Annotated in this window: 8 protein-coding genes; 2 read left to right on the forward strand and 6 right to left on the reverse strand. The window is 64.8% G+C overall.

The annotated features are described in order from the left end of the window. Positions 1–6 precede the first annotated feature (6 nt). On the forward strand, positions 7–3,588 hold the full coding sequence (nifJ, locus tag E6P07_RS12910; RefSeq protein WP_153975979.1) for a pyruvate:ferredoxin (flavodoxin) oxidoreductase: 3,582 nt from the start codon (positions 7–9) through the stop codon (positions 3,586–3,588). Positions 3,589–3,666: 78 nt separating this feature from the next. After that, the gene (locus tag E6P07_RS12915; RefSeq protein ID WP_153975980.1) at positions 3,667–4,683 is read left to right on the forward strand and encodes a dihydroorotate dehydrogenase-like protein; all 1,017 of its coding nucleotides are present in this window, start codon (positions 3,667–3,669) and stop codon (positions 4,681–4,683) included. 55 nt (positions 4,684–4,738) lie between these two features. Here E6P07_RS12915 and E6P07_RS12920 read toward each other — a convergent pair whose 3' ends face one another. The 6 genes from E6P07_RS12920 to E6P07_RS12945 all read right to left on the reverse strand — a co-directional run bounded on the left by E6P07_RS12920 (position 4,739) and on the right by E6P07_RS12945 (position 14,009). Further along, on the reverse strand, positions 4,739–5,302 hold the full coding sequence (locus tag E6P07_RS12920; protein ID WP_153975981.1) for a peptidylprolyl isomerase: 564 nt from the start codon (positions 5,300–5,302) through the stop codon (positions 4,739–4,741). A gap of 315 nt (positions 5,303–5,617) precedes the next feature. Further along, positions 5,618–6,052, reverse strand: a complete 435-nt coding sequence (locus tag E6P07_RS12925; RefSeq protein WP_153975982.1) for a rhodanese-like domain-containing protein — start codon at positions 6,050–6,052, stop codon at positions 5,618–5,620. Positions 6,053–6,136: 84 nt separating this feature from the next. Next, the gene (locus tag E6P07_RS12930; protein WP_246172858.1) at positions 6,137–9,298 is read right to left on the reverse strand and encodes an efflux RND transporter permease subunit; all 3,162 of its coding nucleotides are present in this window, start codon (positions 9,296–9,298) and stop codon (positions 6,137–6,139) included. After that, on the reverse strand, positions 9,295–10,524 hold the full coding sequence (locus tag E6P07_RS12935; protein WP_153975983.1) for an efflux RND transporter periplasmic adaptor subunit: 1,230 nt from the start codon (positions 10,522–10,524) through the stop codon (positions 9,295–9,297). The genes E6P07_RS12930 and E6P07_RS12935 overlap by 4 nt, the downstream gene beginning before the upstream one ends. A 632-nt stretch (positions 10,525–11,156) precedes the next feature. Further along, complete coding sequence (gene asnB / locus E6P07_RS12940) at positions 11,157–12,974, reverse strand: asparagine synthase (glutamine-hydrolyzing) (protein ID WP_153975984.1); 1,818 nt, start codon at positions 12,972–12,974, stop codon at positions 11,157–11,159. Between the two features lie 6 nt (positions 12,975–12,980). Then, positions 12,981–14,009 (reverse strand): quinone-dependent dihydroorotate dehydrogenase, encoded by a 1,029-nt coding sequence (locus tag E6P07_RS12945; RefSeq protein ID WP_153975985.1) that lies wholly within the window; start codon positions 14,007–14,009, stop codon positions 12,981–12,983. Between the last annotated feature and the right edge of the window lie 36 nt (positions 14,010–14,045).

A 14,045-nucleotide genomic window follows, 5' to 3' on the forward strand; every position in this document is an offset into this window, starting at 1 on the left:
AGTCCGATGTCGCACAAGAGCCTGGTCACACTCGACGGCAATGAGGCCGCCGCTTACGTTGCGCACCTGACCAACGAGGTCATCGCCATCTATCCCATCACGCCCTCCTCCAACATGGGCGAATGGGCCGACGAATGGTCTTCGCTGGGGGTCAAGAATCTATGGGGCACGGTCCCCGATGTCATCGAGATGCAGAGCGAGGGCGGCGCCGCCGGCGCCATCCACGGTGCACTCCAGGGCGGGTCGCTGGCGACCACCTTCACCGCCTCGCAGGGTCTGCTGTTGATGATCCCGAACATGTACAAGATCGCCGGGGAACTGACCCCGACGGTGTTCCATGTCTCGGCGCGGGCGCTCGCGGCTCAGGCCCTCTCGATCTTCGGCGACCACTCGGACGTCATGGCCTGTCGTGCCACCGGCTTTGCCATGCTGTGCGCCAGCTCGGTCCAGGAGGTGATGGACTTCGCCCTCATCGCCCAGGCCGCGACGCTCGAAAGCCGCCTGCCCTTCCTGCACTTCTTCGACGGTTTCCGCACCTCGCACGAGGTCAATAAGATCGAACGCCTGTCGGTTGAGACCATCCGCGCCCTGATCGACGAGGAACTGGTCAAGGCCCATCGCGCACGCGCCCTCAATCCCGATCACCCCAAGCTGCGCGGTACCTCGCAGAACCCGGACGTCTATTTCCAGGGACGCGAGAGTGTCAATCCCTATTACGCCGCCGCGCCCGGGATCGTGCAGGGTGTGATGGATCGCTTCGCCGCCCTGACTGGGCGTCAATACCGGTTGTTCGAATACCTCGGGGCTGCGGATGCCGAACGGGTAGTGATACTGATAGGGTCTGGGATCGGCGCCGCCGAGGAGACGGTCGAGCATCTGACCGCGCGCGGCGAGAAGGTAGGGCTCGTCAAGGTGCGGCTGTTCCGGCCCTTTGATGCCGCCGCCCTCATCGCCGCCCTGCCCGCCAGCGCGAACCGGATCGCCGTGCTCGATCGCACCAAGGAGCCCGGATCCGATGGCGAGCCGCTCTACAAGGACGTGACCACGGCGCTCGCGCGCGCCTTTTCCGCCGGCACGCTCCCGATCATGCCGCGGGTGATCGGCGGGCGCTATGGCCTGGGCTCCAAGGAATTCACGCCCGCGATGGTGAAGGCGGTGTTCGACGAGCTGGGTCGGGAACACCCCAAGAACCCCTTCACCATCGGCATCCTCGACGACCTCAGCCACACCAGTCTGGCCTGGGATCCGGACTTCAAGGTCGATGCGCTGGAGGGGGTGACCGCCTGCGTCTTCTATGGCCTGGGCTCGGACGGTACCGTCTCGGCCAACAAGAACTCGATCAAGATCATCGCCGAGGAGACGTCCAACTATGGCCAAGGCTATTTCGAGTACGACTCCAAGAAGGCCGGTGCGGTCACCATCAGCCATCTGCGCTTCGGACCCAAACCCATCCGCAGCACCTATCTGATCGGCGATAACGAGGCCAGCTTCGTCGCCTGTCATCAGCCGACCTTCCTGACGCGCTATGACATGCTCGATCGGGCCAAACCCGGCGGGGTCTTTCTGCTCAACTCGCCGACGCCACCCGATCGGGTCTGGGACGACCTACCTCGCCGGATGCAGCGCACCCTCATCGAAAAGGGCCTGCGTTTCTATGTCATCGACGCCTATGGCATCGCGGCGGCGACCGGCATGGGGCGGCGCATCAACACCATCATGCAGACCTGCTTCTTCGCCATCTCGGGCATCCTGCCGAAAGACGAGGCCATCGCCCACATCAAGCAGGCGGTCGAGAAGACCTATGGCAAGAAGGGACAGGGGCTGCTGGAGCGCAACTATCGGGCCATCGACGCGGCGCTCACCGGTCTGCACCAGGTCCAGGTGCCAAACCAGGTTACGAGCACCTTCGATCGCCCGCCGGTGGTCCCCGAAAACGCACCCGAGTTCGTGCGCCGGGTCACGGCCATCCTCATGGCCGGGCAAGGCAATCAGCTCCCGGTCAGCCTGATGCCCGCCGATGGCACCTGGCCGACCGGTACGGCGCGCTTCGAGAAGCGCCAACTGGCGCTGCAACTGCCCAAGTGGGACGCGGCGCTCTGCACCCAGTGTGGCAAGTGTCCACTGGTCTGCCCGCACGCGGCGATCCGCGCCAAGGTCTATCCGGCGACGCTGATCGAGCAGGCCCCGGCGGGTTTCAAGCACGCCGCGATCAAGGGCAAGGACTTCCCCGAAGGTTATCGCGTCAGCTATCAGATCGCACCCGACGACTGCACCGGCTGCGGGCTGTGCGCCGAGGTCTGCCCGATCCGCGACCGCACCAACCCCGAGCACAAGGCGCTCGATATGGTGCCGGCCGGCGAGATCCAGGAACCCGAACGCGCCAACTGGGACTTTTTCTTGACCCTCCCGGACTACGACCGTACCCAGCTCGATGCGACCAAGATCAAGCACGCCATGATGATGCAGCCCCTGTTCGAGTTCTCGGGCGCCTGTGTCGGGTGCGGCGAGACCCCCTACATCAAGCTCGCCACCCAGCTGTTCGGCGACCGGATGCTGATCGCCAATGCCACCGGCTGCTCATCGATCTATGGCGGCAACCTGCCGACCACGCCCTACACCACCAATGCCGAGGGACGCGGCCCGAGCTGGAACAACTCGCTGTTTGAGGACAATGCCGAGTTCGGTCTGGGTCTGCGGCTGGCGGTCGACAAGCAGACCGAACAGGCCCGCGAGCTGCTCGTTCAGTTGGCCGGACAGATCGGCGAGGCCCTGGTCGAGGGGCTGCTGAACGCCGACCAGTCGAGTGAGTCCGGCATCCACGCGCAACGCGAGCGGGTCGCAGCGCTCAAGTCCAGGCTGGCCGGGATCGACTCGGACGCGGCGCGCCGCCTGCTGATCCTCGCCGACAATCTGGTCAAGCGCAGCGTCTGGATCATCGGCGGCGATGGCTGGGCCTATGACATCGGCTATGGCGGGGTCGACCATGTCCTTGCCAGCGGGCGCAACGTCAATCTGCTGATCCTCGACACCGAGGTCTATTCCAACACCGGCGGCCAGAGATCCAAGGCCACCCCGCTCGGCGCCGTGGCCAAGTTCGCCGCCGGCGGCAAGTCGACCTTCAAAAAGGATCTGGCCATGATGGCCATGGCCTACGAGACCGTCTATGTCGCCCAGGTCGCCTTCGGGGCCAAGGACGTGCAGACGGTGCGCGCCTTTCTGGAGGCCGAATCCTACGACGGCCCCTCGATCATCATCGCCTACTCGCCCTGTATCGCGCATGGCGTGGACCTGTCCAACAACCTGCGCCAGCAAGACCTGGCGGTCAACTCGGGGCACTGGCCGTTGCTGCGCTACGACCCGCGCCGCACGGCGCGCGGCGAGAATCCGCTCATCATCGACAGCAAGGCGCCGAGCATCCCCTATCGCGACTTCATCAATACCGAGACCCGCTTCAGCCTGCTGACCCGGACCCATCCCGAGGCCGCCGAGCGCTTCCTGCAGCTAGCGCAGAAGCATGTGAACACACGCTTTGGCCTTTATGAGCAGCTTGCGCATCTGGCGGTGCAAAAGGGGCCGATCTCCGAGTAACTCCAGGGGTAGACGGCAGTACAAGCCTCTGCCGGCCCAGCCGATTTCACTGTTTCCAAACACGAGGTTTCGACGCTCATGAATCTGAAGACTGAGTATCTCGGACTGACGCTCAAAAATCCCCTGGTTCCATCCGCCTCACCACTCTCAAGAAGCCTGAGCTCGGCGCGCGAGCTGGAGGACAGCGGTGCGGCGGCCATCATCATGTATTCGCTGTTCGAGGAGGCGATCACCGCCGAGGCCGAATCCATGGCCCGCTTCCTGCACCACCAGGAGACTGGATTCGCCGAGTCGAGCGACGGTTTCCTGCCCGATCATCACGACTTCGAGAATGGACTTACGCGCTATCTGGAACAGATCCGACGGCTCAAGGAGAGCCTGGACATCCCAGTGATCGCCAGTCTCAATGGGGTCACGACGGGTGGCTGGATCAAGCACGCACTCGAACTCCAGCAGGCCGGCGCCGACGCGCTCGAGCTCAATGTCTATTACATCGCGGGCGACATCCACCAGAGCGGCGAGCAGGTCGAGCAGAGGTATCTGGATCTCTTAGCCGAGCTCCGAGGCCAGATCCAGATCCCGATCAACATGAAGCTCTCGCCCAGTTTCAGCTCGCTCGGCCACTTCATCGGACGACTGGCGGCAGCCGGCGCCAATGGGGTCTCGCTGTTCAACCGTTTCTATCAACCGGATATCAACATCGAGGCACTGCGGCTCCAGATGCGGCTGCATCCATCCACCTCTGCTGAGGTACTTCCGGCCATGCGCTGGATCGCGCTGCTATACGGCCGGATCCCTGGACTGTCGCTGGGCGCCACCGGCGGTGTCCATACGGCAGAGGATGCCATCAAGCTGCTACTCGCCGGGGCGGATGTGGTCCATCTGTGCAGCGTGCTGCTGCAGAAGGGACCGGCCTATCTCGGATTGATCCTGCGTGGCATCGAGGACTGGATGGAGGAACAGGGCTTCGAGTCGGTCACGGACTTTCGGGGACGGGTCAGTGCCCTGACCGTGCCCAACCCGGCCGAGTTCGAGCGCACCAACTACATCCATGTGCTCGACAGCTACAGCGTCGCGCCTGGTGTCATGGCTTGAGTCCTTGGCCCCAACCAGCCGCCTCGGTGAGGCGGACTGGCCCAGGTCGGGGCGCTCAGAGCTGGCGGCAGGACTCGAGGACCACCGGCACCCGGGTGCGACCCGAGGGGCTGCCCTGCTGTTCCATAGCGCGCACCACCTCCATGCCCTCGACCACCCTGCCGAAGACCACGTGCCGGCCGTCGAGCCAAGGCGTCGCCTCGACCGTGATGAAGAATTGCGAGCCATTGGTATTGGGACCGGCATTGGCCATGGATAGGGTGCCAGCCGCCTCGTGCTTGAGTCTGAAGTTTTCGTCCTCGAACCGCTCGCCGTAGATCGACTTGCCCCCGGTGCCATTGCCGCGGGTGAAGTCGCCCCCCTGGATCATGAAGCCCGGGATGATGCGATGGAAGGGGCTGCCGGCATAGGACAGCCCTTCGCCCTTCTCGCCGGTGCAGAGTGCGCGGAAGTTCTCGGCGGTCTTGGGCACCACATCGGCGAAGAGTTCCAGGGTGATGGTCCCTGCAGGCTTGCCGTCGATGCTGACGTCGAGCGCGACCCTGGGATTGGCGGCCAGGACCGGCGTCACGGCAGCGATCAGCAGGACGGTGGCGAGCAGGCGTTGAGGATGCTTCATAGACCCTCCGCAAGGAAACCCGCGACTTGAGTCGCGGGAGGAATTGCGGGTGCGCGAAGCGCACCATGTGGTATATAATACAGTGTGGTCTCCGGGCGCACGCCGACTGCAACGCCAGTCGAAACCTGGCCCGGATTGGCAGTGGAGCCCCGCTGCCAAGGGCGGCTGTAAACACGCCCAATGTTGGGGATGTGGTCAACCATGTTTGCTGCGTCTCACAATAAAGCCTTCGACTTCAGTTGAGGGTTGTTTACCGGATTTCTTCCTCGTGATTGGTTGTAGAGGGGTGAGGGTCGGAACGACGGATGGACCGCCTCAACAGTCGGTACAGCGCTCGATCGGAAGACCGCGTCTGATCCAGCCCGGACCCAAGCGATTGCCCAACACGCCTTCGGGGACGTCATAGACCTGGCTGAATCCCAGCTTGCGCAGCTGTTGCTGCACATAGCCACTGCGGTTGCCGGTCCGGCAGATCAGGGCGATGGGCGCCGACCTGTTACCGCCCATCGTCTGGAGCAGACGCTCGATGAACCTAGGGTCGGTCATGTCGATCCGATGGGCCTCGGCAGGTACCCCGGTCTCGCGCCACTCCTCCGGGGTACGGATATCGATCAACAGGATCTCGCCAGAGCGCGCCTTGGTGAGCGCCTCCTCCGGGCTGAGATCCAACCCAGCCGACTGGGCGCTGTAGACAAAGACGAGACCTGTGAGGATGAGCGCGGCAAGGCGTAGCAGGGTTTGGTACAGCATGGTCATTGCAATGGACTGGGTTGATGGGTCTTATCGATGGGTCTTCTCAAGGAGATGACCCAGTGCGCGGCTAGGACCTGCCCCTCAGGGGTCGAGCATGGGGGCCTGGGGTGCGCTGGGTTCAGCGCCGCTCCGCGGCAAGGCACGGCCATGTACCCATTCGCGCAGCCGCTGGAACACCACATAGAGCATCGGGATCAGAAAGATCCCGATCAAGGCCGCCGCCAGCATTCCGCCGAAGACCGCCGTGCCGACCGCGCGCTGACTGGCCTCTCCCGCTCCACTGGCCAGGATCAAGGGTACCAGCCCCAGGATGAAGGCGAAACTGGTCATGAGCACCGCCCGGATGCGCAGCCGCGCGCCCGTGACGGCAGCCTCTAGGATGGATCGGCCCGCGGAGCGCTGTTCCATGGCGAACTCGATGATGAGGATGGCGTTCTTGCTCGCCAGACCGATCAGCACCACCAGACCAACCTGGGCATAGAGGTCATTAGGCAGATGGCTGATGAGCAGGGCGAGCAGGGACCCCAGTACCCCAACCGTGACCGAGAGCAGTACCGCCGCCGGCATCGACCAGCTCTCGTAGAGCCCCACCAGGAATAGATAGGCAAAGAGTACCGCCAGACCCAGCACGATCGGGGTCTTGCCACCGGCCTCCTTCTCTTGCTGGGCCGTTCCGGTCCAGTCGAAGCCATAGCCGTTCGGCAGTGTCCGGCCCGAGACGCGCTCCATGGCCGCGATCGCCTCGCCCGAGCTATAGCCTGGTCTGGGGCCACCCTGGAGCGTGACACTGCGATAGTTGTTGTAGCGCTGGATGAGCTGGGGACCGACGATCAGCTCGGCCGACATCAGGGCACGCAGCGGGACCATCTTGCCCTCGGTGTTACGCACATGGATGCGATAGACGTCCTCGAAGGCCTTGCGGTCGGAGGCCTCGCCTTGGATCTGGACCCGCCATACCCGGCCAAAACGGTTGAAGTCGTTGACATAGTAGCCGCCGAGGGTCGACTGGAGCGCATTGAAGAGACTGTTGATCGGCACCCCGAGCATCTGCGCCTTCTCGCGGTCGAGCTTGAGATCGACCTGCGGATTGGTGGTGGTCCAGGTCGAATAGACGCGCGCGAGTACCGGATCCTGATTGGCCGCCAGCACCAGGGCGCGCATCACCGCCGCCAGAGCGGCCGGCTCGTGTCCCTGGAGATCGAGCAGCTGATACTCGAAGCCGCCGCTCGTACCCAAACCCACGATCGGCGGCAGGTTGAAGGGCATCGTGCGCGCCGCCGGCAGACCGGCGGACGCGACGGCGATGCGCCGGATGACCGCGGTCACCGCGAGATCCGGCGTGGTGCGTTCCTCAAACGGCTTGAGCCGCCCGATGATCGTCGCCGCGTTGGATTGAACGCTGCCATCGATGATGTTGAAACCTGGGATGGCGATCACATGCTCCACCGCTGGGTCGGCGAGCACGATCTTTTCGATCTGCTCGACGGCCGCCAGGGTGCGGTTGAGCGAGGCGCCCTCGGGCAGCTGGAAATGGGCCATGAAGGCCCCCTGATCCTCGTTCGGCAGGAAGCCGGTCGGTGTGACCTTGAACAGCCAGCCGGTCGCCACGCCGACCCCAGCCACCAACACCAAGGCCAAAACCGAAAAACGCACCAGACGCCGTACCACAGACGCATAGCCATCGCGCACCCGGTCGATGCCGCCCATGACAGAGCGCATGAGCCCGCGCTGGTGATGGGTCGGCTTGAGCAGGAGGGCGCACAGCGCCGGCGAGAGCGTGAGCGCATTGAGGGCCGAGATCAACATCGAAAAGGTCACCACGGCCGCAAACTGCTGGAACAACTGCCCGGTGATGCCGGGGATGAAGGCCACCGGCAGGAACACCGACAGCAGCACCAGGGTGATGGCGATGATGGGGCCGGTGATCTGGCCCATCGCCTTCTTGGCCGCCGCGCGCGGCGACAACCCTTCCTCTTCCATGATCCGTTCGACGTTCTCGACCACCACGATGGCATCGTCGACCACGATACCGATGGCCAGCACCATGGCCAGCAGCGAGATGGTGTTGAGCGAGAAGCCGATCAGGAGCAGAAAGGTCAGGGAACCGATCAGGGCCACGGGCACCGCGATCAGCGGGATCAGGGTCGCGCGCCAACTGCCCAGGAACAAAAACACCACCAGGATGACCAGCACGAAGGCCTCGAACAGGGTATGGACGACCTTCTCCAGACTGGCCTTGACGAAGTCGGTGGTGTCATAGACCACGGCATACTCGAGATCGTCTGGAAAACGCGCAGCGAGCTTCTGCATGGCCGACTCGACGCCGTCGGCCACCGCCACCGCATTCGCGCCCGGCGCCAGATAGATGGCCAAGGCCGCCATCGGCCGGCCATCGAGCCGGCTGATGACGTCGAACTGCTGGGCACCGAGCTCCACCCGCCCGAGGTCGCGCACCAGGATCCGCGAGCCGTCCGGGTTGGCGCGCACCAGGATGCGTTCAAATTCCTCGACCTCGGTCAGCCGGCCCTGGGTCTGGAGCGTGATCTGGAACTGCTGATCCGAGGCCATGGGCTGGGCGCCGATGCGCCCGACGGCGGCCTGGACGTTCTGGCTCTGGATCGCCGAGACGACATCCGAGGGCGTCAGACCGAGCGCGGTCAGCCGGTCGGAATCGAGCCAGATGCGCATGCTGTAATCAAGCGGCCCGAACGGCGAGACCTCGCCGACACCGGGCACGCGCGCCAGGGTGTCGATGATGTTGATGGCGGCGTAGTTACTCAAAAACAGCCCGTCATAGGTGTCCTTGGGCGAATAGATCGCCACCACCTGCAACATCGCCGAGGACTTCTTCTTGACCGTCAGACCCTGGCGCTTGACCTCCTCCGGGAGCTGGGGGAGGGCCAGATTGACGCGGTTCTGGACGTTGACCGTGTTGAGGTCCGGGTCGGTGCCGAGCGCGAAGGTGACGGTGAGGCTATAGCTGCCATCGTTGTTGCTCGAGGACTTCATGTAGAGCATGTTGTCGACGCCGTTGATGCGCGACTCCAGCGGCTGGGCGACGGTCGACTCGACCACGGCGGCGCTTGCGCCCGGATAGCTGGTGCTCACCGCGACCTGGGGCGGGACGATGTCGGGAAACTGGGCGAGGGGAAGCTGGGTGAGGGCCACCAGACCGACCAGGGTCAGCACCACCGAGAGGACGATCGCCAGCCGTGGGCGATCGATGAAGACGTCCGAGATCATGGCTTGGTCCCCGTCTCAGATTTCTGGGGCGGCGCAGCCTTGACCAGGCGGCCCGGGGTGACGCCCTGGGTGCCCTCGACGATGACCAGATCACCGACGTTCAGACCCTGGGTGATGGCGATCTCGGCGCCCTTGGTCTGGCCGGTCTGGACGCGGCGGATCCGAGCCGTGTTGTCCGCATCGACGATCAGCACATAGAGCCCTTGCTGATCGACCTGAAGCGCCGACTGGGGGATCAGGATCGCTGCCTCTGGCTCACCGCTCTGCACCACCACGCCGACATACTGACCATCGACCAGCAGACCCTCTGGGTTGGGCAAGCTGGCACGTAGGGTGACCGAATCGGTCGTGCGGTCTGTGGTGACATCGACGAAATCCAGATGCCCGGAATGCGCGTAAAGCTGGCCGTCGGGTAGGCGCACCTGGATCACGACCTTACGCGGATCGCCGCCCTTGGACTCGATCTGACGGCGCGCGGCGAGCAGGTCGCGCTGGGTCACGGGGAACTGGACATAGATCGGATCGCGGCTGACGATGGTGGCCAGCACGCCTGAGGATGGCCCGACCAGATTGCCGACGCTCAGTTTGGAAAGACCAATGCGACCGGCGATCGGGGCCGTGATCTGGGTATAGCTGAGATCCAATCGCGCCGCGGTGAGCGCGGCCTCGGCCTGGGCGATACTGGCCTTGGCAACGGCGGCGGCGGCCTGGAGTTCGTCGACCTTGGCCTGGGCGATGTTCTTCTGATCGAGCAGCTCCTGCCCGCGTTTGAGCTGGGCCTCGGCATTCTGCGCATCCGCCTTGGCCTTCTCCAGGTCGGCCTCGCGCTGCTTGACCACGGCTTGGTACTGATCGGGTTCGATCACGAACAGCACCTCGCCGACCGCGACCGCTTGTCCTTCCTGAAAACGCCGCTCCTTGAGGAAACCCTCGACCCGGGCGCGCAGCTCGACCCGATCGACTGCAACCACCCGCCCGACGAACCTGGCCTCTTCCTCGATGGTCTTGGTCTCGGCGGCAACCGCGATCACGCTCGGCGGGGGTAGTTCGTGTTGGGCGGGCGGGGTCGGGGCCGGTTCGCAGCCGGTGAGCGTCAGTGTCAGGACGGCCCACAATACCTCTGCCTGGACGCAGCGGGAAGATACCGAGATGGGCAGGGGCAGACGAGAGAACCAAGACGAGCGAGTAGTCGAGAGCTGGCGTTCCGACATGGCATGAGCAGGCATCGAAAGATCCTCGTCGGCCGTAAGCGAGGCTGTATAGTAAACCGGACTCAGTGGGTCCGGTAGCGCCGGAGCTCTTTTACCCGGCCCTTAAGATGTGGATCGCGCCTTACGGCGCCCCTAAAAAACCCGCCGACCCGTTCCTCCGAGATCCACCTTCAATACAGGGCCAGTGCTTGAAATCGTCCTATCGTTCACGGACTGCTCGATGCGTGTTGCAGCCTTCGAGCCCGAGGGTCTTCATAGACCCTCCGCAAGGAAACCCGCGACTTGAGTCGCGGGAGGAATGGCGGGTGCGCGAAGCGCACCATGTGGTGTATAATACAGTGTGGTCTCCGGGCGCATGCCGACTGCAACGCCAGTCGAAACCTGGCCCGGATTGGCAGCGGAGCCCCGCTGCCAAGGGCGGCTGTAAACACGCCCAATGTTGGGGATGCGGTCAACCATGTTTGCTGCGTCTTACAATAAAGCCTTCGACTTCAGTCGAGGGTTGTTTACGGGCCACCTTGAATAATAGCGGTTACGTACTCGGCCCAGGGACCCACCGAAGCGACTTAAGGGGTAGTTCAATGCCGCACCTGATCGCCCTAGGAATCTCCGGACGGAAGGCCAGGGAGGATGTCAACCGAAGGGATTCAGATCCAGTCGAGCGGGTCCTCGTCCGGGGCGGGCCTGAGCCCGGGCTGTTCGATGAACAGCCGGTACCAGATGGCAAACTGCATCAGCCCAAACAGCTCGCGTCCACCGCCGCGACCGGCCTGACGCGCAGCGACCAGCTTGGGGATGGCGCCGACCTCGAACCAGTCACGCACACCTGGATTGATCGCCAGCCGTCGCCCGACCTCGGCGGCCATATCGCCGCGCAGCCAGTCGCCGACCGGGACATGGAAGCCGCGCTTGGGACGCTCCAGGTGACCGGGCGGCAGCCTCGGCTCGGCCCAGCGCCGCACCAGCCATTTGCCCTGATGGTCCTGGACCTTGAGCGCGTCCGGCAGCGCCAGCCCGAACTCAACGATCCGGTGATCGAGAAAGGGCACCCGCCCCTCGACTCCAAAACCCATCAACAGCCGGTCGGTCTTGACCAGCAGGTTATCGGGCAGGGCCGTGACCAGATCGGTGTATTGGCGCCGCTGAAGATCCGACCAGTGGCGTGGCGTCGCGCGCCAGGCGTTGAGCACCGGGGCGCGATCGGCCGCGGCGACCGCCCGCAGTGCCGGCCCCATCAGGTGTCGCGTCCAGCGTCCGGCCCACTGTCCCCGGGTGCGGAATCCGCCGCTGCCCGGATGCAGGATCGATTTCAGCAGCCGCTCGACCAGTGGCGGACGATAGCGCCCATAGCCGGCAAACGCCTCATCCCCCCCTTCACCCGAGAACACCACCTTGAGCTCCGCGCCTGCGGTCTCGGCCAGGATCGAGGTCGGCAGACAGGCGTAATCGCGCATCAGTTCATCGACGCACCAGACCGTATGCGGCAGGCGTCCGAAGACCTTGGCCAGATCCAGTTCGAGCGGGTGATGCTCGAAGCCGAAATGCGCCGCTACGCGCGCGGCCTCGTCCAACTCATGCGCCAGGGTCGTGCCGCGATAGCCGACCGAATAGCTCTTGAGGCGTCCGGCACCCTGTTCGGCGAGCTTGGCGGCCAGGACCGCCGAATCCAGTCCGCCGGAGAGAAACAGCCCGAAGGGTACGTCCGAACGTCGATGCTCGCGCATGACAGCGTCTAGCAGGGCGTCGAGTTCGGCGCACGCCTCCTCGAGGCCGATCCGGCGCGGTTCCACCTCCAGCGCTGACCAGTAGCGATGGGTGCGGATGTTCAGATCGGCGTCGATCAGGAACGCGGTACCTGGCGGGACGCGCCGGATGCCTTCGATCAGGGTCTCCTCGCCACCGGCAAACTGGTTCTGGAGAAACTGGCGCAGCGCGCTGGACGAGATCCGGGGCGACTGGGGCAGGACCGCCAAGAGCGCCTTGATCTCGGAGGCAAACGCGATGCGGTCGGGGAGCCGGACATAGAACAGCGGCTTGATGCCGAGCCGGTCGCGTCCCAGGATCAGGCTGCCTTCGCGCGCGTCATGGAGCGCGAAGGCAAACATCCCGCGCAGACGGGCGAGCGCCTTGAGCCCATCGGCGGCATAGACATTGAGGATGGTCTCCGAGTCCGAGCCGGTGCGCGGCGCTCGGCCGAGCGCCCGCAGTTCGGCGTTCAGCTCGATGTAGTTGTAGATCTCACCATTGGCGACCAGCGCCAGCCGCCCATCCGCCGACAGCAACGGCTGATGGCCGCTTTCAAGCCCGATGATCGAGAGGCGCGTCTGCACCAACCCGACCGGCCCGGCACAATACCGGCCCCGGTCGTCGGGCCCCCGGTGCGCAAGCCGTTCGGCCATCCGGTCGAGCAGCTCTGGCTCGGGGCGCTGTCCCCGCGCCAGGATGAATCCGGCGATTCCACACATGGCCGTCTAAAGCCCGCGCAGCAGCTCGCGCACGAATCCGGGGCCACGATAGATGAGTCCGGTATAGACCTGGATCAGATCGGCGCCGGCCATGAGCTTGGCGCGCGCGCCCTCGGGGTCGAGGATCCCACCGACACCGATGAGGACCGGCTCGGGACCGAGCGCCGCGCGTACCCTGGCCAACAACTCGGTCGAGCGCGCGAACAACGGACGGCCCGAGAGCCCGCCGCTCATCCCCTCGGTCGAACTCCTGAGACCCTCGAAGCGAATGGTGGTATTGGTCAGAATCAGCCCGGTCGCGCCGGCCTCAAGCGCCGCGCGCGCACAGGCGATGGCCTCGTCATCGGCCAGATCCGGGGCCAGCTTGATGAGGATTGGGCGGGGACGGCTCAGGCGCTGGTTGGGTCCCTGGATCGCCTCTAGGATCCGCGCGACCTCATCCACCCGTTGCAGATCGCGCAACCCCGGCGTGTTTGGGCTGGAGAGGTTGACCACCACATAGTCGGCCAGCTCACCCAGCTGCTCGAAGCCCTGGCGATAGTCCTCGGCGGCCCGCTCAACCGGTGTCACCTTGGATTTCCCCAGATTCACCCCAAGCGGGATCTCCGGCAGATTGCGCGCGCGCAGACGCTGGAGCCGGCGTGCCATGGCCTCGGCCCCGTCGTTGTTGAAGCCCATGCGATTGATCAGGGCCTCGTCGCTCCTGAGTCGAAACAGTCGCGGACGCGGATTGCCGGGTTGGGGCAGGGCGGTCACGGTCCCGACCTCGACGAAGCCGAAACCGAGCGCCTGCCAGGCCGGGATGGCCTCGCCCCGCTTGTCCAGCCCGGCGGCCAGACCGATGGGGTTGGGGAAATGCAGACCCATGCGCTCACGCGCCAGCGCCGGATGGCGTGCAGGGTCTGTGTCCTTGAGCCTGCCGTCGAAGAGCGCCGACCAGCGTGCCAGCAGCCCGAGCGTGAGCCTGTGGGCCAGCTCAGGATCGAGTGCGAACAGGGCCGCGCGCGCCAACGGCCAGGGCGGGGTGACGAACATGGGTCTTAAAGGCTCCTAGGTCGAGGCGGGGCGGGA

This window comes from Thermochromatium tepidum ATCC 43061 (genome assembly GCF_009664085.1).
In the GTDB taxonomy this organism is placed as follows: domain Bacteria; phylum Pseudomonadota; class Gammaproteobacteria; order Chromatiales; family Chromatiaceae; genus Thermochromatium; species Thermochromatium tepidum.

Coding starts and splice junctions, on each gene's coding strand:
- nifJ (WP_153975979.1), top strand. CDS start 7: ATGTCGCACAAGAGCCTGGTCACACTCGACGGCAATGAGGCCGCCGCT.
- E6P07_RS12915 (WP_153975980.1), top strand. CDS start 3,667: ATGAATCTGAAGACTGAGTATCTCGGACTGACGCTCAAAAATCCCCTG.
- E6P07_RS12920 (WP_153975981.1), bottom strand. CDS start 5,302: ATGAAGCATCCTCAACGCCTGCTCGCCACCGTCCTGCTGATCGCTGCC.
- E6P07_RS12925 (WP_153975982.1), bottom strand. CDS start 6,052: ATGCTGTACCAAACCCTGCTACGCCTTGCCGCGCTCATCCTCACAGGT.
- E6P07_RS12930 (WP_246172858.1), bottom strand. CDS start 9,298: ATGATCTCGGACGTCTTCATCGATCGCCCACGGCTGGCGATCGTCCTC.
- E6P07_RS12935 (WP_153975983.1), bottom strand. CDS start 10,524: ATGCCTGCTCATGCCATGTCGGAACGCCAGCTCTCGACTACTCGCTCG.
- asnB (WP_153975984.1), bottom strand. CDS start 12,974: ATGTGTGGAATCGCCGGATTCATCCTGGCGCGGGGACAGCGCCCCGAG.
- E6P07_RS12945 (WP_153975985.1), bottom strand. CDS start 14,009: ATGTTCGTCACCCCGCCCTGGCCGTTGGCGCGCGCGGCCCTGTTCGCA.